The sequence below is a fragment of the Peribacillus loiseleuriae genome, assembly GCF_001183985.1.
Lineage (GTDB): Bacteria > Bacillota > Bacilli > Bacillales > DSM-1321 > Peribacillus > Peribacillus loiseleuriae.
In genome coordinates this window covers 4879539-4903845 of the sequence record NZ_LFZW01000001.1, presented here as the reverse complement: position 1 = coordinate 4903845, position 24307 = coordinate 4879539, and the positions used below count along the sequence as shown (strand labels likewise).

General features: G+C 39.7%; 25 protein-coding genes. 24 read left to right on the top strand and 1 reads right to left on the bottom strand.

Features of this window, described 5'->3' with window-relative positions; genetic code table 11:
- Window positions 1-225: 225 nt before the first annotated feature.
- From AC625_RS22590 to spoIID, 21 genes are all read left to right on the top strand, one after another.
- Window positions 226-669, top strand: coding sequence for a low molecular weight protein arginine phosphatase (locus tag AC625_RS22590; protein WP_049683323.1), 444 nt, complete (start codon window positions 226-228; stop codon window positions 667-669).
- Window positions 670-892: 223 nt separating this feature from the next.
- Window positions 893-1339, top strand: coding sequence for a ribose 5-phosphate isomerase B (gene rpiB, locus AC625_RS22585; protein ID WP_049683322.1), 447 nt, complete (start codon window positions 893-895; stop codon window positions 1337-1339).
- Between the two features lie 21 nt (window positions 1340-1360).
- Window positions 1361-1939 (top strand): TIGR01440 family protein, encoded by a 579-nt coding sequence (locus AC625_RS22580; RefSeq protein ID WP_049683321.1) that lies wholly within the window; start codon window positions 1361-1363, stop codon window positions 1937-1939.
- Window positions 1940-2183: 244 nt separating this feature from the next.
- Window positions 2184-3425: a serine hydroxymethyltransferase gene (locus AC625_RS22575; protein ID WP_049683320.1), complete on the top strand. Its 1242-nt coding sequence runs from the start codon at window positions 2184-2186 to the stop codon at window positions 3423-3425.
- Window positions 3426-3900: 475 nt separating this feature from the next.
- Window positions 3901-4530, top strand: coding sequence for a uracil phosphoribosyltransferase (upp, locus tag AC625_RS22570; protein WP_049683319.1), 630 nt, complete (start codon window positions 3901-3903; stop codon window positions 4528-4530).
- 20 nt (window positions 4531-4550) lie between these two features.
- On the top strand, window positions 4551-5702 hold the full coding sequence (gene wecB, locus AC625_RS22565) for a non-hydrolyzing UDP-N-acetylglucosamine 2-epimerase (protein ID WP_049683318.1): 1152 nt from the start codon (window positions 4551-4553) through the stop codon (window positions 5700-5702).
- 187 nt (window positions 5703-5889) lie between these two features.
- On the top strand, window positions 5890-8109 hold the full coding sequence (locus AC625_RS22560; RefSeq protein WP_425415468.1) for a S8 family serine peptidase: 2220 nt from the start codon (window positions 5890-5892) through the stop codon (window positions 8107-8109).
- Window positions 8110-8349: 240 nt separating this feature from the next.
- Complete coding sequence (locus AC625_RS27075; RefSeq protein ID WP_156187621.1) at window positions 8350-8487, top strand: hypothetical protein; 138 nt, start codon at window positions 8350-8352, stop codon at window positions 8485-8487.
- Between the two features lie 87 nt (window positions 8488-8574).
- Window positions 8575-8943 carry an ATP synthase subunit I gene (locus AC625_RS22555; protein ID WP_049683317.1) on the top strand — a complete coding sequence of 123 codons (369 nt, stop codon included), beginning with the start codon at window positions 8575-8577 and terminating at the stop codon, window positions 8941-8943.
- 22 nt (window positions 8944-8965) lie between these two features.
- Window positions 8966-9661: a F0F1 ATP synthase subunit A gene (gene atpB / locus AC625_RS22550; protein ID WP_049683316.1), complete on the top strand. Its 696-nt coding sequence runs from the start codon at window positions 8966-8968 to the stop codon at window positions 9659-9661.
- Between the two features lie 58 nt (window positions 9662-9719).
- Complete coding sequence (gene atpE / locus AC625_RS22545; RefSeq protein WP_028393442.1) at window positions 9720-9944, top strand: F0F1 ATP synthase subunit C; 225 nt, start codon at window positions 9720-9722, stop codon at window positions 9942-9944.
- Window positions 9945-10143: 199 nt separating this feature from the next.
- On the top strand, window positions 10144-10665 hold the full coding sequence (gene atpF, locus AC625_RS22540) for a F0F1 ATP synthase subunit B (protein WP_049683315.1): 522 nt from the start codon (window positions 10144-10146) through the stop codon (window positions 10663-10665).
- Window positions 10662-11198 carry a F0F1 ATP synthase subunit delta gene (locus AC625_RS22535; protein ID WP_049683314.1) on the top strand — a complete coding sequence of 179 codons (537 nt, stop codon included), beginning with the start codon at window positions 10662-10664 and terminating at the stop codon, window positions 11196-11198. Before atpF ends, AC625_RS22535 begins: the two co-directional genes overlap by 4 nt.
- Before the next feature lie 24 nt (window positions 11199-11222).
- Window positions 11223-12731, top strand: a complete 1509-nt coding sequence (atpA, locus tag AC625_RS22530) for a F0F1 ATP synthase subunit alpha (RefSeq protein ID WP_049683313.1) — start codon at window positions 11223-11225, stop codon at window positions 12729-12731.
- Window positions 12732-12768: 37 nt separating this feature from the next.
- Window positions 12769-13626, top strand: a complete 858-nt coding sequence (gene atpG, locus AC625_RS22525) for an ATP synthase F1 subunit gamma (protein WP_049683312.1) — start codon at window positions 12769-12771, stop codon at window positions 13624-13626.
- 245 nt (window positions 13627-13871) lie between these two features.
- Window positions 13872-15269, top strand: a complete 1398-nt coding sequence (atpD, locus tag AC625_RS22520) for a F0F1 ATP synthase subunit beta (protein WP_049683311.1) — start codon at window positions 13872-13874, stop codon at window positions 15267-15269.
- Between the two features lie 24 nt (window positions 15270-15293).
- Entirely contained in the window at window positions 15294-15695 is a 402-nt protein-coding gene (locus tag AC625_RS22515; RefSeq protein WP_049683310.1) for a F0F1 ATP synthase subunit epsilon, read from the top strand.
- Between the two features lie 458 nt (window positions 15696-16153).
- Entirely contained in the window at window positions 16154-16393 is a 240-nt protein-coding gene (locus tag AC625_RS22510; RefSeq protein WP_049683309.1) for a DUF1146 family protein, read from the top strand.
- A gap of 96 nt (window positions 16394-16489) precedes the next feature.
- Window positions 16490-17227 carry a YwmB family TATA-box binding protein gene (locus tag AC625_RS22505; RefSeq protein ID WP_049683308.1) on the top strand — a complete coding sequence of 246 codons (738 nt, stop codon included), beginning with the start codon at window positions 16490-16492 and terminating at the stop codon, window positions 17225-17227.
- A gap of 32 nt (window positions 17228-17259) precedes the next feature.
- Window positions 17260-18564 (top strand): UDP-N-acetylglucosamine 1-carboxyvinyltransferase, encoded by a 1305-nt coding sequence (gene murA, locus AC625_RS22500; protein ID WP_049683307.1) that lies wholly within the window; start codon window positions 17260-17262, stop codon window positions 18562-18564.
- A 639-nt stretch (window positions 18565-19203) separates the two neighbouring features.
- The gene (spoIID, locus tag AC625_RS22495) at window positions 19204-20226 is read left to right on the top strand and encodes a stage II sporulation protein D (protein WP_049683306.1); all 1023 of its coding nucleotides are present in this window, start codon (window positions 19204-19206) and stop codon (window positions 20224-20226) included.
- 120 nt (window positions 20227-20346) lie between these two features.
- Here spoIID and AC625_RS22490 read toward each other — a convergent pair whose 3' ends face one another.
- Window positions 20347-20778, bottom strand: coding sequence for a VanZ family protein (locus AC625_RS22490; protein WP_049683305.1), 432 nt, complete (start codon window positions 20776-20778; stop codon window positions 20347-20349).
- A gap of 466 nt (window positions 20779-21244) precedes the next feature.
- On the opposite strand from AC625_RS22490, the gene spoIIQ reads away from it, so the two are divergent.
- From spoIIQ to mreB, 3 genes are all read left to right on the top strand, one after another.
- On the top strand, window positions 21245-22102 hold the full coding sequence (gene spoIIQ, locus AC625_RS22485; RefSeq protein WP_053178176.1) for a stage II sporulation protein SpoIIQ: 858 nt from the start codon (window positions 21245-21247) through the stop codon (window positions 22100-22102).
- Between the two features lie 470 nt (window positions 22103-22572).
- Window positions 22573-22848, top strand: coding sequence for a sporulation transcriptional regulator SpoIIID (gene spoIIID / locus AC625_RS22480; RefSeq protein ID WP_028393454.1), 276 nt, complete (start codon window positions 22573-22575; stop codon window positions 22846-22848).
- Window positions 22849-23096: 248 nt separating this feature from the next.
- Window positions 23097-24098: a rod shape-determining protein gene (gene mreB / locus AC625_RS22475; RefSeq protein WP_049683304.1), complete on the top strand. Its 1002-nt coding sequence runs from the start codon at window positions 23097-23099 to the stop codon at window positions 24096-24098.
- The last annotated feature ends 209 nt before the right edge of the window (window positions 24099-24307 follow it).

Below are 24307 nucleotides of genomic sequence, written 5' to 3'. Positions count from 1 at the left end.
TTTTTTTTTCGTTTCCTCTTCTGATACTAACCATAAGAAGGCATGTTGTATAAGATTGCTTGCAAAAAATATTGATACATCACTTAAAATGTCAAAATATCGTTCGAATTATCATTGGCATATAACTGGATAAAATGGTACTTTTATCGTAGGTAATGAATATAGAAACGAGATGGTAGAATCAGAGAATGGTTCACTATAACGGAAATGAAGGAGGTTGACTTAATGATTCGAGTATTATTTGTTTGTACGGGAAATACATGCAGAAGTCCTATAGCGGAAGCGATACTAAGAGCAAAGAAATTGTCTGGAATAGAAGTGAAGTCGGCTGGTATATATGCTTCATTAGGCGATCCGGCTTCATATCATGCAAAAAATATTTTATCTGCTCAAAATATCCAACAGAATCATTCTTCCACTCTTTTAACAAAAGCTGAAATTGATTGGGCTACACATATTTTCACAATGACGGAGGGACATAAATCTATAATAGCCGCTTCATATCCACAATCTTCGGCTAAGACCTTTACATTGAAAGGATTTGTGTTCGATGACCCAAATAATAGCGATGTTTTCGATCCATACGGCGGTTCACGAGAAATGTACGAGGAAACCTTCGTTGAGCTTCAGGCACTAATCGAAGGGCTAATTAAAAAGATTGGCGGATAACAACAAACGTATGGTAAATAATGATTATTAGTTTCCCCCCTTCGCTAACGGACCCTTCTTTTTCGGGAGCAAGGGTCTGACCTCGTACTCTACCCACTGTTATAGTATTATTTACACTTCATGTAAACGGTAAATAATAATTATGGAACCTGACCCTTCGTTACCTTTATCTTTTCCTTCATTTATGACACAATAAAAATAAAAAAGCCTGGGGAGGATTCCAATGAAGGTAGCAATCACATCAGACCACGGCGGAATGGTAATCCGTGAAGAAATAAAAAAATTAATGGACGAGCTTGACATTCCATATGATGATTTTGGATGTGGGTGTCAAACATCTGTAGATTACCCGGATTACGCACTTCCTGTTGCGGAAAAGGTAGCAAATGGAGAATATGATAAAGGCATTTTGATTTGTGGAACCGGAATTGGCATGAGCATTGCTGCAAATAAGGTAAAAGGTGTTCGTTGTGCACTTGTACATGACGTCTATAGTGCAAAGTTGACTCGTCAACACAATGACAGCAATATGCTTGCGATGGGAGAACGTGTCATTGGTCCAGGGCTTGCCCGGGAAATTGCTCAAGTGTGGTTGACGGAAGAATTCGAAGATGGTCGTCATGCGAATCGAATTGGAAAAATTTCTGAGTATGAGAGTAAAAACGGATAATTCTGAAAGGGAGAGTATTTCATGGCACATGAAGAATTAGAGTTGATCAGAAGCCAATTCAGAATCTTGCTTGCTGAATTTCAACAAGAGGTAGGCTTGACAGAAAAGCAATTGCTTGTCATTGGTTGTAGCACAAGTGAAGTTGTCGGCAAACGGATTGGGACAGAAGGTACGTTGGATGTAGCGAATATGCTTTTCGCTGAATTGCAGGTATTTCAGAAACGAACAGGAGTCCAACTTGCCTTTCAATGCTGTGAGCATCTAAATAGAGCACTCGTTTTAGATAGAGAGTATGCAGATTTAAGAAGATATGAGGAAGTATCAGTAGTCCCTATTAGAAAAGCTGGAGGAGCAATGGCTACAGCTGCGTATCAGCAACTAGCAAATCCTGTGGTTGTTGAGTATATTCAGGCAGATGCGGGTATTGATATTGGAGATACCTTTATCGGAATGCATCTTAAACACGTCGTAGTTCCGATTCGCTCCTCTGTAAAAGAAATTGGAAATGCACATGTTACACTGGCTAAAACTCGAGCAAAACTTATTGGTGGTGAACGCGCTGTATATAATAATACTTCAGAAAACCAAAGTTGTTCGTGATTTTAGTAAAGCGCTTCTCTTATCAATATAGAGGAGTGCTTTTATTATTGGATCGGTCCGTTATACGAACGATTAAAGGAAAATTAATGACAATGTTCGATAAAGTTTAATAGTTACACTACCGTTCACTTATTGAACATGGTAAAATGAAAGAGAAAATTTTTAAAATAGTAGTTCGGTAGATTAGGTCTCAGCATTAATCTACGATACATACTGACAATCACGCATTAAGAGGAGGATTACAATGAACCGGTTAGCGAATCAAGATGAGCAGGTTTTTAAAGCTATTCAAGAAGAGTTGGGTCGCCAAAGAAGCAAGATTGAATTAATTGCTTCAGAGAACTTTGTAAGTGAAGCTGTCATGGAAGCCCAAGGATCTGTATTAACGAATAAATATGCAGAAGGGTACCCGGGTAAACGCTACTATGGTGGATGTGAATATGTGGACGTTGTCGAAGATTTAGCTCGTGACCGCGCGAAAGAAATCTTTGGTGCCGAACATGCAAATGTTCAGCCACATTCTGGAGCACAAGCGAATATGGCTGTTTATTTCACGATTCTTGAGCCTGGAGATACGGTTCTTGGTATGAATCTTTCTCATGGTGGACATTTAACGCACGGAAGCCCTGTGAACTTTAGTGGTGTTCAATATAACTTTGTTGAGTATGGAGTGCATGAAGAAGATCATTTGCTTAATTATGAAGATGTACTTGAAAAGGCACGTCAGCATAAGCCTAAGTTGATCGTCGCTGGAGCAAGCGCCTACCCGCGTGCTATTGATTTCAAACGCTTCAGAGAAATTGCTGATGAAGTTGGTGCGTATTTAATGGTCGATATGGCACATATCGCAGGGTTAGTTGCAGCTGGATTACATGAAAGTCCGGTTCCGTACGCTGATTTTGTTACCACAACTACTCATAAAACATTACGCGGGCCTCGTGGCGGGATGATTCTTTGTAAAGAAGAATTTGCAAAAAAGATTGATAAATCCATCTTCCCTGGAATTCAAGGTGGTCCATTAATGCATGTGATTGCGGCCAAAGCTGTTGCTTTTGGTGAAGCACTACAAGATGATTTTAAGAAGTATGCAAAGCAAATCATTGATAATGCACAACGTCTTGGTGGGGCTTTGAAAAAAGAAGGAATCCAGCTAGTGTCAGATGGAACAGATAATCATTTACTATTGATTGATGTACGTTCTGTTGGACTAACGGGTAAAGTGGCTGAAAAGGCATTAGATGATATTGGGATCACAGTAAATAAAAACGCGATTCCATTCGATCCTGAAAGCCCATTTGTAACAAGTGGAGTTCGAATTGGGACTGCAGCAGTGACTTCTCGTGGATTTAGTTTAGAAGACATGGATGAAATTGCTTCAATTATTGGATTGGTTCTGAAAAATGTAGATGACCAAGCAAAACTGGAAGAAGCTAAACAACGAGTAGAAGCTCTTTCTGGAAAATATACTTTATATCCATCTCTATAATCAATAAAGGGATGTCTCAAAGGGTCTGACCTAGCACTCACGTACGGTTTATGGTGTTACTTACACTTCATTTAAACTGTATGCAGTAGTTGCTGGGTCTGACCCTTTACTTATGGGGCATCCTATTTTTGAGGTCCAAAACATCTGATAAAATCGTACTACATTTATAAAGGATAAAGAACTCATTCGCAGAACATGTTAATAAATATCTCGATTTTTAAATATGAGAGTTCATGATTTCTTTATTCCTAATTGAAGTTAGATATATTTTTCTGTAAAATGGTTAGAAGTGTGTTTTTGTCGGAATGACCTACCGGCAATAAGAAAACCGTCACCAGTCCTTTGCGCAGTAATCTATATAATTGAGCGAGGTAGGTAAATGGTAAACTATCACAATTTGATAAAACCTAATATTTCCTTATCTTTTAAAAAGGTACAGGAAAAAATCCAGAAATAGAAATGGAGAGAACCTTTAATGGCAAAGGTATACGTATTCGATCATCCACTCATTCAACACAAGTTGGCTTTTATACGTGATGTTAAAACAGGAACGAAGGAATTTCGTGAGCTTGTAGACGAGGTTGCTACTTTAATGGCATTTGAAATTACGAGAGATATGCCACTAAAAGAAGTAGAAATTGAAACGCCAGTTAGCAAGGCAAAAGTAAAAGTGCTGTCAGGGAAAAAACTTGGAATTATTCCTATTTTACGAGCTGGCATCGGCATGGTGGATGGTATTCTGAACTTAATTCCAGCTGCTAAAGTAGGGCATGTTGGTTTATACCGAGATCCTGAAACGCTGAAACCAGTAGAATATTATGTGAAGCTTCCAAGTGATTTGGCTGAAAGAGAATGTATAGTTGTCGATCCAATGCTTGCAACAGGGGGATCTGCAATTGAAGCGATTACGTCTATTAAGAAGCGTGGAGCCGTTAATATTAAATTCATGTGTTTAATTGCAGCTCCTGAAGGTGTGGAATTATTGAAGGAAGCACATCCGGATGTAGATATTTACATTGCAGGTCTTGATGAGAAGTTAAATGACCATGGCTATATCGTTCCTGGACTTGGAGATGCTGGAGATCGATTGTTCGGAACAAAATAAGATAAAACGAGGTGGTAGTCATGTCGAAACCGATTAAGGTTATGACAATTTTTGGTACAAGGCCTGAAGCGATCAAGATGGCTCCGTTAGTTCTTGAATTACAAAATCAACCGGAGCATTTTGAATCGATTGTGACGGTTACGGCACAGCATCGCCAAATGCTTGACCAAGTACTGGAAATTTTCTCGATTCAACCAGATCACGATTTGAATATTATGAAGGATCGCCAAACACTCATCGACGTAACTACAAGGGGTCTTGAGGGTCTTGATGGAGTGATGAGGGAAGTGAAGCCAGATATCGTTTTAGTACACGGTGACACGACAACAACATTTGTGGCGAGCTTAGCTGCTTTTTATAATCAAATACCAGTTGGTCACGTGGAAGCTGGGTTGCGGACATGGAATAAATATTCACCATTTCCTGAAGAGGCAAATCGTCAGCTTACAGGGGTGATTGCGGACTTGCACTTTTCTCCAACTGCAAAGGCAGCTGAGAATTTAACAAATGAAGGAAAAAGTGATGAATTTATCTTCATTACAGGAAATACAGCTATTGATGCACTAAAAACAACAGTAAAAGAGACATATTCTCATCCTGTTTTAGATGAAATTGGGGATAATCGTCTTATTTTACTAACGGCTCACCGTCGTGAAAATCTAGGTGAACCAATGCGCAATATGTTCCGTGCAATTAAGCGGCTTATTGATGAGCATGATGATGTACAGGTAATCTACCCAGTACATTTAAATCCAGTTGTTAGAGAATTAGCGGCTGAAGTTCTTGGTAACGACCCGCGCATTCATTTAATTGAACCTTTAGATGTATTTGATTTCCATAACTTCGCGGCGAAGTCATATTTGATTATGACTGATTCAGGTGGAGTCCAAGAAGAAGCTCCTTCACTAGGTGTTCCAGTTCTAGTTTTGCGGGACACAACGGAACGTCCTGAGGGAATTGAAGCAGGTACGCTTAAGCTTGCTGGAACAGATGAAGAAACGATCTATAATCTAGCGACGGAACTGTTAACGAATAAAGAAGCCTATCAACAAATGGCGAAAGCTCACAACCCTTATGGTGATGGGCACACATCAGCAAGGATTGCAGAAGCTATTCGTTTTTATTTCAAACAAACTGACAAAGCTCCGGCAACATTTGTGCCGGGGGAATAATTAGCATTCTAAAAAGGTCTGATCTTGAACTCTATATACAGGATGAAATGTTCATTGTGTATAGTAGTTTCGGGAACAGATCTTTTTTTGATTTTGAATCCGAAACCTTCTGCCATTAAAAAAAGGATTTCCCTCATATGCATAGACTTGAGCTTAAGTGAAACCATAAGTGAAAGGGGTGTCGCTTTTGCTGAAAAAGTATTTTTCTTTACTAATTATGCTCATCTTTCTTTGTGCAAGTGTAACGTCGGTAGCGGCAACACAGCTACCGCCTTTGCCAAAACAAGTTGAATCCAAAAATACGACAGCGATTGTGCTGTTGGAAAAACCTATATCTACTATTGATATTCAGACAATTTCGATAAAACATCCATCGCTTCAGCTCAGGAAAATATACAAACACGCTATCGTGGGTTTTTCTGTTAAAGGTAAAATGGAAGAGATTATGCAACTGAAAAAGGAGTATGCCATTTCTGCGATATCAGAAGTGTCAGTTTATCGTGTTCAAGCCGATTCAAGCATACCTTTTATTGGGGCCGATCAAGCGAGGTCTTTTTTTGACGGCAAAAAACAGAGAATCACCGGAAAAGGTGTAACGGTTGGAATTATTGATACTGGTATTGATTACACACATCCTGATCTACGAAAAGTGTATAAGGGGGGGCGCGATTTAGTCGATGGAGATCGGGATCCGATGGAAACGAAAGGACAGGGTGACCAATCGACCATACATGGTACGCATGTAGCAGGAATTATCGCAGCTAATGGAAAAATGAAAGGTGTAGCCCCGGAAGCTGAAGTGATCGCATACCGTGCGCTTGGTCCAGGGGGGACTGGCAATACTGAACAAGTATTGGGAGCAATTGAAGCAGCGATTGAAGATAAGGTGGATGTGCTTAATTTATCACTTGGGAATGATGTAAATGGCCCTGATTTACCCATCTCAATTGCGTTAAATAAAGCGGTTGAAAGCGGTATCGTCGCGGTTACTTCAAATGGAAACTCAGGTCCAGCGGTCTGGACTGTTGGTTCACCAGGCACTGCAGAGAAAGCAATTTCTGTTGGAGCATCGACACCTCCAATGATTGTCCCGTATATGAAAGTAGGGCTAGGAGCGAGGAAAAAAATGATTCAATTAATGCCTATGCAAGGGTCGGAACCATGGGAGCTACATTTCACACAAGAATTAATGAATGGGGGGAAAGGAAGGGTAGATGATCTAAAGCAAGTGAAAGGGAAAGTAGCTCTGATAGAGAGAGGGGGTATATCATTTACTGAGAAAGTAATCAATGCCAAAGAATCAGGAGCCGTTGCTGTTATTATTTTTAATAATACAGAGGGGAATTTTATTGGTAGTGTGACAAAAGGCTTGGATATTCCAGTTGTCTCTATATCAAAAAAATCTGGAGAGATGGCAAAACGACAAATTCGCTCTAAGCAGCGGAATGTGCAGTTCATATATAAGAAGGAACAAGATCAGTTAGCGGATTTCAGTTCAAGGGGTCCGGTTACAGTAAGTTGGAATATTAAGCCGGATCTATTAGCGCCGGGAGTGGCGATTAATAGTACAATTCCTTCAGGCTATTTAGAGATGCAGGGAACAAGCATGGCTGCTCCGCATGTATCTGGAGCAAGTGCGCTTATCCTACAGGCACATCCGGAATGGACACCGGATCAAGTGAAGTCTGCTCTAATGAGTACGTCTAAACCATTGTTGGATAAGAAGGGGAAGTTGTATCGTACATTCGAGCAAGGGGCAGGGCGGCTACAAATTGATCAAGCTTTAAAGGCAGATACACTTCTTTACCCAAGTTCCCTTTCATTTGGGATGTTTACAAAGAAAGAAGGGATTCATGAACATGAAGAGGAGCTCGTCATTGAAAACACTAGCAAGGAGAAGAAAAATTACTCATTTCAGATTCCTATGAAAGAGATGGGAATTACCTGGGATTTGCCAGTGTCATTCTCCGTTAATCCTGGGGAGAAGAAACAAGTTCATTTAGGATTACAAATAAACCCGACACTTATGAAAAGGGGAATTTATGATGGTTTCTTAACACTGGTTGAAGGAGTGAAGGAAATCAGTCTTCCGTTTCTCTATGTGAAGGAGGAACCAAACTATCCAAGAGTAATGGGTTTTGAATTCAGCGCGGGTGATCAAGAAGGAATGTATCGGTATGAAATGTATTTGCCTCGTGGTGCAGATGAAGTGGGAATTGCACTTTATGATCCAGATGATTTTCGCTTTGTGGGATATTTGGATTGGGCTAAACATGTACCGCAGGGTTTACTAAAGAAGGAATTATCTAAAGATAAACTTCCGAGGGTGGGAATTTATACAGCAATTATCTTCGCGAGGAAATTTGGGAAGGAAGACCAAATTGAAACGACCATCATAATTGAGTGAAAAAAGGAGGTTTGACAAAAGTCAACAAAAAGGTTTAATAAAAATGTGAACAATTCGTTAACTATTACCGTTCTGTGACAAAATCCACGAACCATACATTGACATAACCTGTTAGGCTATTGTATGCTAACTAAGGGTGTAAATGGTAGGGGTTTCAGAGTCTCAGGGCGGTTTTTTTGTCTTTTTCTATCGGAATATTATTCACATCCTCCACAAATTTCGACCGCAAGGATGCACAATATGCGTCAAAAATCGCAGCCATATAAGGCAATGGCATTAACGTCAGCGATTCTTTCACAATATGTCGGTTCGTTGTATATGGGCATTTCATTAAGAGGATGCCGAACCGAACGCCTGACACCAAGCCGTAATTTTTAACAATCGGTCTTCTCACTGGACATGCAATAAATACTTTTGCGATGCTCCAAACAGCAAGAAAAATTTTCTCAGGAGATTAACAAAAAGATGCCAGAAATAAACATCGTTTTTAAAAGGCAGAGTAAATACATGGTCTATCTCTTGGCAGTTTTTGTATTAGGCTGGGGATTTACAAATTACCAAACTGTGTTTGGAGGGCTTTTGCTAGGAACTAGCTTGAGTTTGTACAATTTGTGGCTAGTAAATCAAAAAATGAAAAAGTTTGATCAAGCAATAACTGAGGGAGGAAAGGTTAAATCTCTCGGCACAATGACCAGATTTGCTTCAGCCGGTTTGGCCGTTATTATCGCGTTGAAATATCCAGAATATTTCCATTTGATTAGTGTAGTACTGGGATTGATGACAGCTTATCTTGTCATTATTATAGATTTTTTTATCCACTTAAAACGTCAGTAGTGGGGAAGAGAGGTGAATATAGTTGAATCATGGGGCACCAACGCAAGAATTTTTAGGCTTAACCTTTAACTTGAGTAATGTTTTAATGATAACTGTAGCAAGTGCTATTGTGTTCATTATTGCTACAGTTGGCTCTCGTAAACTTGCAATGAAACCAACTGGTATGCAGAATTTTATGGAGTGGGTCATGGATTTCGTTAAGAATATGATTAACAGCTCCATGGACTGGAAAACAGGCGGCCGCTTCCAACTACTTGGAATGACGTTGATTATGTATTTATTCGTATCGAATATGCTTGGTCTTCCATTTGCGATCTCGTATGATCATGAGCTTTGGTGGAAATCACCAACCGCTGATCCTGTTGTAACTTTGACTTTAGCAGTTTTGGTTCTAAGTTTATCACATTTTTATGGTATACAAATGAAAGGCTTCAAAGGATACTTGAAAGCATACAAAAATCCAATGTCATTAATCGAAGAGTTTTCAAATACTTTGACACTCGGTTTACGTTTGTATGGTAATATCTTTGCTGGTGAAGTATTACTAGGCTTATTAGCAGGTACGCTTGCTTTTAGCGGACCTTTAGGTTTTATTGGAGCCATCATACCTACATTGGTATGGCAAGGATATAGTATTTTCGTAGGCGCAATTCAATCGTTTATTTTCGTTACGTTAACAATGGTTTATCTGTCTCATAAAGTCAGTTCAGACCATTAATTATAAGTTCATTAAGAACTAATTTGCAAAATTATATATCTCGAGGAGGAAATTAATAATGGTAGGTTCAGTAGGTCTTCTTGCAGCAGCAATAGCAATCGGTTTAGCAGCACTAGGTGCAGGTATTGGTAACGGTCTAATCGTTTCAAGAACAGTAGAAGGTATCGCTCGTCAACCAGAAGCTCGTGGAATGCTTCAAACTACAATGTTTATCGGTGTAGGTCTAGTAGAGGCAATGCCGATCATTGCTGTAGTTATCGCGTTCATGGTATTAGGTCAATAATAGAACCATTAAAAAGTTCAAAAATGGCGAAGTTCGTTTCATGTGAACCTTCGCCTTTCCTTTATGTTCATATTCAGTATGCGTCAAGCAGCTGAAGAAAATACTTTGAAACAATAAAAATGGCTGTCTCAAGTTAAGGTATGACTCTTTTAAAGACATCCTTATTATAAGTGAAACTCGTGAAGGGAGTGAACCAAGCGTGTTAACAAGCGGTTTAGTATTGGGATTATCTATAAGCAAGTTTAACGGTGGAGATGCCTTGTTCCAGTTGGCCATGTTTGTCATCTTGTTATTCTTGCTTAAAAAATATGCATTTGGTCCTCTAATGGGCATCATGACTCAACGTGAAGAACATGTTGCATCTGAAATTAATGCTGCAGAAGCAAGTAGGTTAGAAGCAAGCAAATATTTAGAAGAGCAACGTGAACTATTGAAACAATCTCGCGTAGAAGCTACTCAGCTGATTGAAAACGCGAAACAACAAGGTGAGACTCAGCGTGAAGATATTATCATTCAAGCACGTACAGAAGCTGAACGCCTGAAAGAATCAGCAAAACGCGAAATCGTTCAAGAAAGGGAAAAGGCTATCGTTGCATTGCGCGAACAAGTCGCTTCCTTGTCTGTTTTAATTGCTTCTAAAGTTATTGAAAAAGAACTATCTGAAGCAGATCAAGAAAAACTAATTAATCATTATATTCAAGAGGCAGGAGAAGAGCGATGAGCGATGTTGCAGTAGCAAAGCGATATTCGAGAGCTCTTTTCAAAATTGCACAAGAGCAAAACCTTCTTGATCAATTAGAGGGAGAGCTCCGTGCCGTCAGAGAGGTCTTCAACTCTGACAAGGAACTTTTAGCTTTCCTTACGCAGCCTAAAATCTCAGTTAAAGAAAAGAAAAATGTAATTACACAATCTTTTTCTAGCGTCTCTCCCCATGTTCAAAATACGCTTCTTATTATGATTGAACGTCACCGTACGAATTCAATCGCACAAATGGCGTGTGAATTTATTGAACTGGCTAATGAAGCTAAATCAGTAGCAGAAGCGACAGTATATACAGTTCGTCCACTGACTGATAACGAAAGTGAAGCTGTGTCTTCCGTATTCGCAGCCAAAGTGGGAAAACGCACATTGAAAATTACTAATATTGCTGACAGCAGCATTCTTGGCGGTATCAAACTTCGTATCGGCAACCGTATTTTTGACGGCAGTGTTAACGGGAAGCTTGAACGCCTTAGTAGACAACTATTAAGCTAATATTCACAGTTAGGGGTGAAATTCATGAGTATTAAAGCTGAAGAAATCAGTGCGCTTATAAAGGCGCAAATTGAAAACTATCAGTCCGAAATTAAAGTAAGCGACGTTGGTACTGTCATCTCTGTTGGTGACGGGATTGCACGCGTTCACGGTTTAGATAATGTAATGGCAGGAGAGCTCGTAGAATTCGCAAACGGTTCAATGGGGTTATCTCAAAATCTTGAAGAGAACAACGTGGGTATCGTTATTCTTGGACCATTTAGAGACATTCAAGAAGGCAGTGAAGTTCGTCGTACAGGACGGATTATGGAAGTACCAGTAGGTGAAGAATTAATTGGCCGTGTCGTGAATCCATTAGGACAACCAGTTGATGGACTAGGTCCAATCAATACGACTCATACTCGTCCAATCGAAAGCCCAGCTACAGGTGTTATGGACCGTAAATCTGTTCATGAACCATTACAAACGGGTATTAAAGCGATTGACGCTCTTGTTCCGATTGGTCGTGGACAACGTGAGTTAATTATCGGGGACCGCCAAACAGGTAAAACATCTGTTGCAATTGATACGATTTTGAACCAATCTGACCAAGATATGATTTGTATCTACGTAGCAATCGGACAAAAAGAATCGACTGTGCGTAATACAGTCGAAACATTCCGTAAGCATGGTGCGTTAGATTACACAATCGTTGTAACGGCATCTGCGTCACAACCGGCTCCATTATTATACTTGGCTCCTTATGCTGGTGTATCAATGGGTGAGCATTTCATGTTCCAAGGCAAGCATGTGTTAATTGTATATGATGATCTTTCAAAACAAGCATCTGCATATCGTGAATTGTCATTACTACTTCGCCGTCCACCAGGTCGTGAAGCATTCCCGGGAGACGTATTCTACTTGCACTCACGTTTACTCGAGCGTGCGGCTAAATTAAACGATACATTAGGTGCTGGTTCAATTACTGCACTTCCATTTGTTGAAACTCAAGCAGGCGATATTTCTGCTTATATCCCAACAAACGTAATCTCTATTACGGATGGACAAATTTTCTTGCAGTCTGATTTATTCTTCTCTGGTGTACGCCCGGCGATTAACGCAGGTCTTTCTGTATCCCGTGTTGGTGGATCAGCTCAAATTAAAGCGATGAAGAAGGTTGCTGGAACACTACGTCTTGACCTTGCCTCTTACCGTGAGTTGGAAGCATTCTCTCAATTCGGTTCTGACCTTGATAAATCAACGCAAGCGAAACTAAATCGTGGTGCACGTACAGTAGAGGTACTTAAACAAGATCTTAACAAGCCAATCAAAGTTGAAAAGCAAGTTATGATTCTGTTTGCTCTAACTCGTGGACATTTAGATGATATTCCTGTAAAGGACATTCTTCGTTTTGAAGAGGGATACTATTCATTCCTAGATCGTTCTCACTCTGGTTTATTAGACCACATCCGTACGACAGGTAACCTACCTGAAGAGGATGCAATCGTAGCTGCTATCAACGAATTCAAAAAGAATTTTGTAGCATCTGAATAATCGGCCTAATTAAATTTTACAAGGGTGGTGAGAATGAATGGCCTCTTTACGCGATATAAAGTCACGTATTAACTCGACTAAAAAGACTAGCCAAATTACAAAAGCGATGCAAATGGTTTCTGCTTCAAAATGGAACCGTGCTGAATCCAATGCGAGAAGGTATGCTCCTTATATGGAGAAGATTCAGGAAGTCGTAATGAGTATTGCTAGCGGAAGTACAGACGCGTCACATCCGATACTAATGACTCGACCTGTTAAGAAAACCGGTTACGTTGTCATTACAGCGGACAAAGGCTTGGCAGGTGCTTACAACAGCAGTGTGCTTCGTCACGTCTTTAAAACGATTCAACAACGTCACAAATCATCCGATGAATATGTCATTATTGCCATCGGAAGAGTTGGCCGTGATTTCTTTGTCAGTCGGAAAATGCATGTGGAGCTTGAAGTAATTGGAGTGCCTGACCAACCATCGTTTTCAGATATTAGTGATATAGCAAAATCGACAGTGAATTTATTTCAAAATGAATTGTGTGACGAGTTATATATGTACTACAATCACTATGTCAGTGCCATCTCTCAAGAGGTAACAGAAAAGAAAATTCTGCCGCTGACAGATATTGAAATTTCAGGTTCGTTAACTTCTTATGAATATGAACCGGATCCTGAAACAATTCTTGAGGTTTTGCTACCTCAGTATGCAGAAAGCTTGATTTACGGAGCCTTGCTAGATGGGAAAGCGAGTGAGCACTCGGCACGTATGACTGCAATGAAAAGTGCAACGGATAATGCGAAAGAGATTATCGATTCCTTATCATTGCAATATAACCGTGCGCGTCAAGCAGCAATCACGCAAGAGATTACTGAAATTGTCGGCGGTGCCGCAGCATTAGAATAACAAGTTAAGCGTAAGGCGCCCATTTATCGGCGACAAATATAAGATGCACCGTCATGGAGGTTGTTCATTAACTTTTATGACGAGCTGTCTTATGATTTCGAGCTGACGGCGCCTGAAGCAAGACATCAAGACTCTTTGAAAATGATATACTTTTAAATATATATAAGGGCCAGGTAAGCCTAGACGATTGCTACCTGTTCTACAATCATAGATAGTCGTCAAACGTAATGACAGGAGGGAAAACGATGAATATTGGACGCGTTACTCAAGTTATGGGTCCGGTAGTTGACGTGAAGTTTGATAACGGACAGCTACCTAAGATCTATAATGCGTTAAGAATTGAAAACACATCTTCTGGTACTGGCTTAACTCTTGAAGTTGCCTTGCATTTAGGTGATGATTCAGTTCGTACAATTGCGATGTCTTCCACAGATGGATTGACACGTGGGGCAGAGACTGTTGATACAGGAGCTCCGATTTCCGTACCTGTAGGAGATGTGACATTGGGACGTGTTTTCAACGTATTAGGAGAAAACATTGATCTTGAAGCACCTATTCCTGTAGAAGCACGTAGAGATCCAATCCATAGACAAGCACCTACATTTGACCAACTTTCTACAGAGGTAGAAATTTTGGAGACGGGTATTAAAGTAGTAGATCTTCTTGCACCTTATGTTAAAGGTGGGAAAATTGGTCTATTTGGTGGTGCCGGTGTAGGTAAAACGGTATTAATTCAAGAACTTATTAACAACATTGCCCAAGAGCATGGCGGTATTTCTGTATTCGCAGGTGTTGGTGAGCGTACTCGTGAAGGAAATGACCTTTACTTCGAAATGAGTGACTCGGGCGTAATTAAGAAAACAGCTATGGTATTCGGACAAATGAATGAGCCACCTGGTGCACGTATGCGTGTTGCCTTAACTGGTTTGACAATGGCTGAATACTTCCGTGATGAGCAAGGACAAAACGTATTGTTATTCATCGATAACATTTTCCGTTTCACACAAGCAGGTTCTGAGGTTTCCGCCCTTCTTGGTCGTCTGCCTTCAGCAGTTGGTTATCAACCTACACTTGCAACTGAAATGGGGCAATTACAAGAGCGTATCACTTCAACAAACGTAGGGTCAGTTACATCGATTCAAGCGATCTATGTACCTGCGGATGACTATACGGATCCAGCTCCGGCAACAACTTTTGCCCACTTAGATTCAACAACAAACCTTGAGCGTAAATTGTCTGAAATGGGGATTTATCCAGCTGTTGATCCATTGGCTTCTTCTTCACGTGCTCTTAGCCCTGAAATCGTAGGCGCTGAGCATTATGCAATAGCACGTCAAGTTCAAACCACACTGCAAAAATATAAAGAACTACAAGATATCATTGCAATCTTGGGTATGGATGAGTTAAACGACGATGAGAAATTAGTTGTTGCCCGTGCTCGTAGAATTCAAAACTTCTTGTCTCAAAACTTCCATGTGGCAGAACAATTCACTGGACAAAAAGGTTCTTACGTACCGGTTAAAGAAACGGTCAAAGGTTTCAAGGAAATCCTTGAAGGTAAGTACGATGATCTTCCAGAAGATGCGTTCCGTTTAGTAGGACGAATTGAAGAAGTTATTGAAAAAGCAAAGCAAATGGCGTAATAAAGGGACCGAGGAGGGTATGAAATGAAGACGATAAAAGTCAGTGTTGTTACTCCCGATGGCCCAGTATATGATGCAGAAGTAGAAATGGTAAGCGCAAAGGCAAAGAGCGGAGAACTAGGAATCATGGCCGGCCATGTTCCTATGGTAGCTCCTCTTGATATAGCGGCTGTCCGTCTTAAAAAAGAAGGCGGTACAGACTATATTGCCATTAATGGAGGCTTCTTGGAAGTTCGTCCAGATGTGGTTACGATTCTTGCTCAATCTGCAGAAAGAGCTGAAACTATCGATCTTGTCCGGGCACGATCAGCTAAAGAGCGTGCAGAGAAGAGATTGCAGGAAAAGCCTGATTCAATCGATATAAAGCGAGCTGAATTAGCATTAAAACGTGCAGTCAACCGGATTAATATTGCAGAAAATAAATAATACTTAATAAGAGGCTATCCCAAGAGGGTTTTGACCGCACATTCTATTACCGTTTATAGTTTCATTTACACGTCATATAAACGATATATAGTAGATGTGGGGGCTGATTCTTTCGCTTTGGGATAGCCCCTTCCTTTTTTGAATAACATCATATGTTTTAGTTAGGTGCTCTATCTCCCTTTATTATGTAATCAAGGCGTGTCCGTTTTTACTGTGACTCCTTGACTAATAAGGGTATGCTAAAATAACTAGCTTTTATAGCCGAGGAACGGTGACGTTTTTTTCTAAAAAAGCCAAAATCTTTTATCCAAAGAAAGAAGATATAAAGAAAGATTGTATAATTGCTATTTTTCTTTGCATCTTTTGAAGGTTTTTCGCCATATATCCTTTAAAATTCCAAGTTCCGAACAGTTATGTGCTATAATAGGGTTCGGGTGCTTTTTTAAGGAGGATTATTTATGTTTTCAGCATTTAGCCAACAGGCGCTGATTGGAATTGTTTCACACCTGTTTTTTATTGCCGTAACGTGGTGGGCTCTCCAAGCTTTAAATTTCGAGAGGCTTTTAAAAGCAAACTCCGTACTGAAGGCAAGAGTTCTTTACACACTTTTGACAGTTGCAATTGGATCAGCTGTAAGCAATTTCTTCTTAGATTACCTCTTTTATTCGCAGCAACTCCCTTATATGTTTAATCAGTAACACTGATGTTTTAAGATTTTGTCAATTACTGGCGATACATTTTAAGTATGTCAAACCTCCCTACCGGAAAAGATGGTAAAAAGGGAGGGATTCAAAGTGAAAACAACGTTAACATACATCATATTTCTTGGTTTGATACTAAATTTCCTTGGGAATAGTACAAGTGTAGCTAAGAATAAGTCAGATATAGAAAAAATAATTGGACTGCTAGAATCGAACATAAATATAGAAATAGGCGATTGGTCTGTATATGCACGTGAAAAAACTTTAATGATTGATACAAGGAAAGATTTCAATAAAGAAGTAAAAAAACTTCAAAGAACATTTCCTGGCTTTACCTGGACAACTACAGCTGAAGAGGAGAAATGGACAGCCACTGCGACATATGTGGATCCACAAACAAATTTAACAGAATCACTTCATTTAATGTCTACTCAAGAAGAATCTCATATTGTAAGCTATATGATTTATGAGGCTAAAGGCCATAGCTGGAATGCAGATTATTCAGCCTTTATTGAAGGGGCTTTCCAAGACAGGAAAAAAGTCATATTTCGAGGGAAACCTGCAACTTTCACTTGTATTAAAGGGACATTCAATGATAATATTGATACGGTTTTAACCTCAAAATCTATAAAGCTATTAGATTTATTTCAGGCCGAGGAAATGGAAAGTATAAAGGAACCTCATTTTATTTCTGTTTCTGCAAAATCAAACATGTTTACCGAAACATTGACACACGAATCTTTGAATTTGCAAATTGCTTTAAGAACAGATGGATTGGGCGAAAAAACAACTTTTGTAGTTGGCACACCCATCATTACATTTGAATATTAATATAGAGAAATTGGACGCGGAGGGGAATACTCTTGGAAAAAATCATCGTCCGCGGCGGTAGAAAGCTTAGCGGAACTGTTAAAGTAGAGGGAGCAAAAAATGCCGTTTTGCCGGTTATCGCCGCAACACTGTTGGCTAGTGAAGGAAAAAGTATTATTAAGGACGTTCCAACGCTCTCCGATGTATATACAATTAATGAAGTATTGCGCAACTTGAATGCAGAGGTTGCCTTTGATAATAATGAAGTTACTGTAGATGCATCTAGAGGGCTATTAGATGAAGCGCCGTTCGAATATGTTCGAAAAATGCGTGCTTCTGTATTGGTTATGGGTTCTTTACTAGCAAGAAATGGGCGTGCTCGTGTAGCATTACCTGGTGGATGCGCAATCGGTTCACGTCCTATTGATCAGCATCTAAAAGGCTTTGAAGCGATGGGTGCGAAAGTGAAAGTTGGAAATGGCTTTATTGAAGCAGAAGTGAATGGCCGACTCAAGGGTGCAAGAGTATATCTTGATTTCCCAAGTGTAGGTGCAACAGAGAATATTATGATGGCTGCAACACTTGCAAAAGGCACCACTGTGCTCGAAAACGTTGCCAAAGAACCAGAAATTGTAGACCTTGCTAATTTCCTAAATAAAATGGGAGCAAAGGTTAAAGGTGCAGGAACAGGTACACTGAAAATCGAAGGTGTAGAAAAGTTATACGGTGCTGAACATTCAATCATTCCAGACCGCGTTGAAGCTGGTACATTTATGGTAGCTGCTGCAATTACGGGTGGTAATGTCCTTGTCAAAGGAGCAGTACCAGAGCATCTCACTTCTTTGATAGCAAAAATGGAAGAAATGGGTGTTGAAATTTACGAAGAATATGAAGGTTTGCGTGTAATTGGCCCAGACACTTTAAAGGCTATCGATATTAAAACGATGCCTCACCCAGGATTCCCAACTGACATGCAATCACAAATGATGGCATTGTTGTTGCAAGCTAAGGGAACAAGCATGATTACAGAAACAGTATTCGAAAATCGCTTTATGCATGTTGAAGAATTTCGTCGTATGAATGCAAATGTCAAAATTGAAGGAAGATCGGTCATCATAAATGGACCATCCAATCTTCAAGGAGCAGAAGTAGCGGCTACCGATTTACGTGCTGCAGCGGCTCTTGTTTTGACAGGATTGGTAGCTGAAGGGGTAACACGTGTAATGGAACTAAAGCATCTTGATCGCGGTTATGTAGATTTCCACGGTAAATTAGCAGCTCTAGGTGCAGATGTAGAACGTGTAAACGACGAGCATACAACTGAAATTAAAAATATTGCAGCCGATTTGAATGCATAATTGATAAAGGCAGCTGGATTCGAATATGAAATCCAGCTGCCTTTTTGTCATTTCATGCTTGTAACTAAGTTTGGATAAATTATCAAATTTTCTAAACAAAGCTAAGAGATTATACCTCAGATTTTGATTTTCCTCATTTAATAATATTTTCCTATCCACCTTTACCGATTTCTTCACCAAGTTGAACGAATTACCCACCAGAATTGGACAAATCCCAGAAAGAACAAAACCAAGCATCAAATGTCAAAGTTACTTGCAGCTCCGTAAGTGGAGGCCTAGAAAATCGGAGTATTATCGTTTCATGAATTAGCAATTGGCACACCGAGGTAGTTTCAAAATAACGGTCATAATTGCTTGTCCAAATCCATATATTTGTCATGAGAGAAGGGGCGCAGGAATGTAGGGATCTTCCATTCGAAAGATAAAGTGAAACTTCTATCAGTGGGATGTAAGTTCCCACTGATGGTTAGTTGAACCAATCGGGGTTTTACAGGCTGTTTATCACCGCATAAGCTATATTAATCTTCTTGCCAGACTGTGAACGTGGAGATATTACAGCCTGTTAAACCGGGATAAGATGTTAGAGGACTCATTTCTGCTCATTCCCCTTTAGAGCATACAAAGGGAGGCCCAGGAGTATTGAGAGCATTCAAACCGATTATCGTACTATTCTTAGCGGTAGCATTTGTCACACTTATGATTCCCGCAGTACTTGTGCTTCTATTTTCAAAAGATGAAAAGGCTGGCAAATTATCAGAAACGGTAGAACAACCAATAGAAAGTGTTGAAACGACAGATTTGCCAGGTGTCAATGTAGCTGTGTATCGATCTGCTCAAGAAGAGGTTCAAACAGTGCCGATCGAATCGTATGTTGTCGGTGTGGTGGCATCGGAAATGTATGCCGATTTCGAATTAGAAGCATTGAAAGCCCAGTCACTGGCGGCAAGGACGTATATTGTGAACCTATTGCTTGCCAAGAATGCGGTTGGTGTATCAAAAGGAGCAGATGTGACAGATACAGAATCGCATCAGGTTTATCGAAATGATGATGAGCTAAAGAAGTCGTGGGGGGCCGATTATTCGTGGAAAATGAAGAAGATTAAAGAAGCAGTAAATGCAACAAAAGGGCAAATTTTAACGTATGATGGCAAACCGATCACAGCGTCCTTCTTCTCAACTAGCAATGGGTATACCGAGAATTCAGAAGATGTTTGGACAAGTGCTTATCCTTATCTAAAAAGTGTGGCAAGTCCTTGGGATAAATCATCACCTAAGTTTTATAATAATGAAACAATATCCGTAGCTGATTTTCAAAAAAAATTAGGTGTTAAACTGCCAGCAGGAAATGAAATTGGTACAGTGGAGGCTCGTACAAAAGGACACCGAGTAAGTAAGGCGGTTATAGCAGGCAAAGAGCTAACTGGAGCGGTAGTTCGTAATAGCTTGGGCTTAAAATCAACAGACTTTACCTGGGAGCGAAAAGGCGAGAACATCGTCATTACGACTAAAGGATTCGGCCATGGGGTCGGAATGAGCCAGTACGGTGCGGATGGAATGGCTAAGGAAGGGAAAAAATATGATGAAATCGTGAAGTACTATTACCAAGGTGTTACCATTCAGCCTGCCGACACGATATTGAATACGATCACAGCTAAAAAATGAGACTAAGAAAATCAGTGTTGGTGGGCAGACGATTTTTCATGAAACATGAGCGGTAATGAGTCAAAAAATTAACATTGTTAGATAAAGAAAAAAGACTGTCTCATTAAAAGGATTCAATCCTTATGAGACAGCCTTTTTCGTTAATTTTTCAATAATTGTAAGAAACCCGCGATGATGCTTGAAATAGTGAAAGCGCACATGAAAATAGGCGGCTAATACGCCAATTACATCTTTGGCAACATCAATTAGGCTTGCTGAGCGGACAGGTATGAAGGATTGGTGTATTTCATCACAAACACCATATAAGCACGCTATAATGGCAGCCAGGGTGCTCCAGGAGCTGGTTAATTTGTTATGAGCACAAAGAGCGGCAGCAAACAGTAGATAAAGAATCGCAAATTCAACTAAATGAAGAGCTTCCTTGATGAAACGATCGACGGAAGAGGCTGGGAGATCGAGAATTAAATCATCAGGTTGACTAGACATATACCAAATAGCTCCCATATAAATAAACGGTAGAACCGTTAAGAATAGCTTCAAAAATTTTCTCATGATTTAAGACTTCCTTTAGTAAGTAGTTGTTGCCATTGTATCAAGAATTTTCTTATTGTGAAAGAACAAAGCACAAGTGATTTGAAAAGGGCAGAACGGCAAGATTACCACGCCTTTATCCCTTTCGCCCAAGTTTTTCTTCTGCAACTTCCTTTGGGAGTGGTCAAAAAACGGCACCATTCACCATAAAGGATTAATCATGTATCACGTTACACCCGTTCAATCACAATGATGGCGGTATGGAGTTAGATTTTGGGATGCTTTCTGTAAAAAGCATCAGTTAGTTGCTAATTAGACTAGCTATATTAGAAAGTAGCGAAGCCCTGCTCCCCTGCTCCTTATAGAGAATGAAATAATTCCCATGCATAAAAAAATCAAGTTAAACAAAAAATAAATCTAAAAAAATTTTGTGGCAGATGTATATAATTCCAGCAATCTGTTCAGAATGATTGCTGAGGTGATTAATATGAGAGAGGAAGAAAACAAACCAACTTCCAAAAAGTCCATTATCCGACGTTTTCTGAATAAACGTTGGGCTTTACCAGCAATCTATATCGCAAGTGCCGCATTGATTTTAGCCGGTGCCATCTGGGCACAGAACAGTTTTAACAATTCAGCTGACAACACAATAGATAAAGAAGAGGCAGCTGGAATAGGCAATAACACGGAAGAACCTGCAATTGAAGTAAATAGCAATCTTGAAAAAATTAACATGCCAGTAACAGATTCCGAACTAGCGGTCATTAAGAAAGATTTCTATGACAAAGATGCTGACAAAGAAAAGCGTGCTGCTGCATTAGTCTTTTATAATAATCGGGTTATGCAAAACAAAGGACTGGATATCGCAGCTAAAGATGGTGGTGCATTCGATGTCGTAGCGTCTTTAAGCGGGAAAGTAAAAAAAGTTAAAGAAGATTCATTGCTTGGAAATGAAGTGGAAATTGAGCACGAAAACGGTGTGGTTACTCGTTATCAATCTATTACAGACATTAAAGTTACGGTTGGGGACGAAGTGAAACAGGGTGCTGTGATTGCCAAAGCAGGTAGAAGTCTATTGAATGAAGAGGCTGGAACACATGTCCACTTTGAAATTCGCCAAGATGACGTTGCTTTAAATCCAAATGCTATTTTCGGAAGTCAGTTGGCATCCCTTGAAACAAAGGAAGAGGCAGCTGATAAAAATCCAAGTAGTGTAGGTGAAAAAGAAAATCCGGAAAATTCGGAATCTAAAGCAATTGAAAATCCATCGGGCACAAAATCTAAAGATGATCGTACAAAAGAAGAACCTTCTGATTCTGAAATGAGTAACACTGAAGAAGGCTGATTATCTGTATTTTTCCATCGATGGAGTGTATTCACTTCATGCATGGGTTAACTAAAGTAAACTAATCAAAACAAAATGGTACGCCCGTAAACAACAACTGAAAATTTGGTGAGATCCCTATCATTAAGATGGGGATTTTTTATATGGATATCTTAGCTCCTTCTTTTTTACAAAATCCCTTTATTTGTGACAAATTTCTCGGGAAATAATTTGAAAACACGAATTTATTATTGGGAAATTTAGATAAATATTTCTGCAAGCTGTGGAAAGTGTGCATATATCCTTATCCGAACTAATAAACTGATACAAACCATACAAAGAGAGTGTTTGAGGTGAGCAGTCGTTTAAATCCAATGATAAATCCAGTTGAAGATATATGTATTGCTAATTTCCGGGGCAGCGGTCGTTTTTAAGCCAAAAGCGAATCTCATTTCACACTTCTCACATCCAAATTAGGGAGGTCGAGTGGTGTGCACGATTACATCAAAGAAAGAACTATCAAGATAGGAAAGTATATCGTGGAAACAAGAAAAACCGTTCGTGTCATTGCGAAGGAGTTTGGTGTATCCAAAAGTACAGTCCATAAAGATTTAACCGAGCGATTACCTGAAATTAATCCTGAATTAGCCAATGAGGTGAAGGATATTTTGGATTATCATAAATCTATCCGTCATCTTCGAGGTGGAGAAGCGACAAAGTTGAAGTATAAGCGATCAGAGCGCGAAGAGGAGATATTGAAAAGATAGCTTTTGTAAAAAAATCCGGTATTTGTTACCTAAATCAATTTCGGTGGTTTAAAAGGGAAATGCTTAGTAAAAAGTGTTACCTTTTAAGAACCACAGGAAGCGGGGATGATAACAAATACTGGTTTTTGTGTTGTATAAAAAAAATTCCCATTTCAAGGATATAGACCTACCTTCCATCTTGTCAATATGTTAAAATAAACAATTAGGAGTAAGTAGGCTTTTATGAGGATTCAAGGAGGATTTAAATCATGTTTGCTAGGGATATTGGAATAGATCTCGGTACAGCTAATGTGCTGATTCATGTCAAAGGTAAAGGAATTGTGTTAAATGAGCCATCGGTACTGGCAATCGATAAAAATACAAATCGTGTATTAGCAGTCGGTGAGGAAGCTAGAAAGATGGTTGGTCGTACACCAGGAAACATCGTTGCGATTCGCCCGTTAAAGGATGGAGTCATTGCTGATTTTGATGTAACTGAATCGATGCTTAAGCATTTTATAAATAAGTTGAATGTTAAAGGGTTTTTATCGAAACCAAGAATTCTGATTTGCTGTCCAACAAATATTACGAGCGTTGAGCAGAAGGCAATTAAAGAGGCAGCTGAGAAAAGCGGGGGTAAGAAAATTTACCTAGAAGAAGAGCCAAAGGTGGCGGCAATAGGAGCGGGTATGGACATCTTCCAGCCAAGCGGAAATATGGTCGTTGACATTGGCGGAGGTACAACAGACATCGCAGTCCTATCTATGGGGGACATTGTAACCTCATCGTCCATAAAAATGGCGGGCGATAAATTTGATAATGAAATTTTGAATTATATCAAACGTAAATATAAACTGCTCATTGGTGAAAGAACGTCGGAAGACATCAAGATACAGATTGCAACTGTTTTTCCCGGATCGCGGAAGGAAGAAATTGATATTCGTGGACGTGATATGGTTTCTGGATTGCCTAGAACAATCACTGTTCATTCTGAGGAAATAGAAGAGGCGCTGCGAGAACAAGTTTCTGTTATTGTCCAAGCTGCTAAGAGCGTTCTAGAACGTACACCGCCTGAACTATCAGCAGATATTATTGACCGTGGCGTTATTCTTACAGGTGGCGGAGCCCTTCTGCACGGAATTGACTTATTGCTAGCAGAAGAATTGAAAGTCCCAGTACTAGTCGCAGAGAATCCTATGGACTGTGTAGCAATTGGAACGGGAATTATGCTGGATAATATGGATAAATTACCACGTCATAAATTTGGCTGATTCGATGGAAGTGCACTTTTATGAGTGCGTTCATTTTGACAGGGCTGAGGATTCTCGGTTCCTGTTTCTCATTCGAAATCCAGTTATAATACCTCCGCAGATTTTTTAACCAATTCCTTTACAATTGACGATTCTAATGCCTCAGACAGTCCTACTTTAATTAATGTTAAGATACCCTAGAAACCTACCGATATAGTAAATAGACATAT

Bases quoted from the DNA above. Each gene is read 5' to 3' on its own strand.
- AC625_RS22590 (WP_049683323.1), top strand. From the start codon at position 226: ATGATTCGAGTATTATTTGTTTGTACGGGAAATACATGCAGAAGTCCT.
- rpiB (WP_049683322.1), top strand. From the start codon at position 893: ATGAAGGTAGCAATCACATCAGACCACGGCGGAATGGTAATCCGTGAA.
- AC625_RS22580 (WP_049683321.1), top strand. From the start codon at position 1,361: ATGGCACATGAAGAATTAGAGTTGATCAGAAGCCAATTCAGAATCTTG.
- AC625_RS22575 (WP_049683320.1), top strand. From the start codon at position 2,184: ATGAACCGGTTAGCGAATCAAGATGAGCAGGTTTTTAAAGCTATTCAA.
- upp (WP_049683319.1), top strand. From the start codon at position 3,901: ATGGCAAAGGTATACGTATTCGATCATCCACTCATTCAACACAAGTTG.
- wecB (WP_049683318.1), top strand. From the start codon at position 4,551: ATGTCGAAACCGATTAAGGTTATGACAATTTTTGGTACAAGGCCTGAA.
- AC625_RS27075 (WP_156187621.1), top strand. From the start codon at position 8,350: ATGCGTCAAAAATCGCAGCCATATAAGGCAATGGCATTAACGTCAGCG.
- AC625_RS22555 (WP_049683317.1), top strand. From the start codon at position 8,575: ATGCCAGAAATAAACATCGTTTTTAAAAGGCAGAGTAAATACATGGTC.
- atpE (WP_028393442.1), top strand. From the start codon at position 9,720: ATGGTAGGTTCAGTAGGTCTTCTTGCAGCAGCAATAGCAATCGGTTTA.
- AC625_RS22535 (WP_049683314.1), top strand. From the start codon at position 10,662: ATGAGCGATGTTGCAGTAGCAAAGCGATATTCGAGAGCTCTTTTCAAA.
- atpA (WP_049683313.1), top strand. From the start codon at position 11,223: ATGAGTATTAAAGCTGAAGAAATCAGTGCGCTTATAAAGGCGCAAATT.
- atpG (WP_049683312.1), top strand. From the start codon at position 12,769: ATGGCCTCTTTACGCGATATAAAGTCACGTATTAACTCGACTAAAAAG.
- atpD (WP_049683311.1), top strand. From the start codon at position 13,872: ATGAATATTGGACGCGTTACTCAAGTTATGGGTCCGGTAGTTGACGTG.
- AC625_RS22515 (WP_049683310.1), top strand. From the start codon at position 15,294: ATGAAGACGATAAAAGTCAGTGTTGTTACTCCCGATGGCCCAGTATAT.
- AC625_RS22510 (WP_049683309.1), top strand. From the start codon at position 16,154: ATGTTTTCAGCATTTAGCCAACAGGCGCTGATTGGAATTGTTTCACAC.
- AC625_RS22490 (WP_049683305.1), bottom strand. From the start codon at position 20,778: ATGAGAAAATTTTTGAAGCTATTCTTAACGGTTCTACCGTTTATTTAT.
- spoIIQ (WP_053178176.1), top strand. From the start codon at position 21,245: ATGAGAGAGGAAGAAAACAAACCAACTTCCAAAAAGTCCATTATCCGA.
- mreB (WP_049683304.1), top strand. From the start codon at position 23,097: ATGTTTGCTAGGGATATTGGAATAGATCTCGGTACAGCTAATGTGCTG.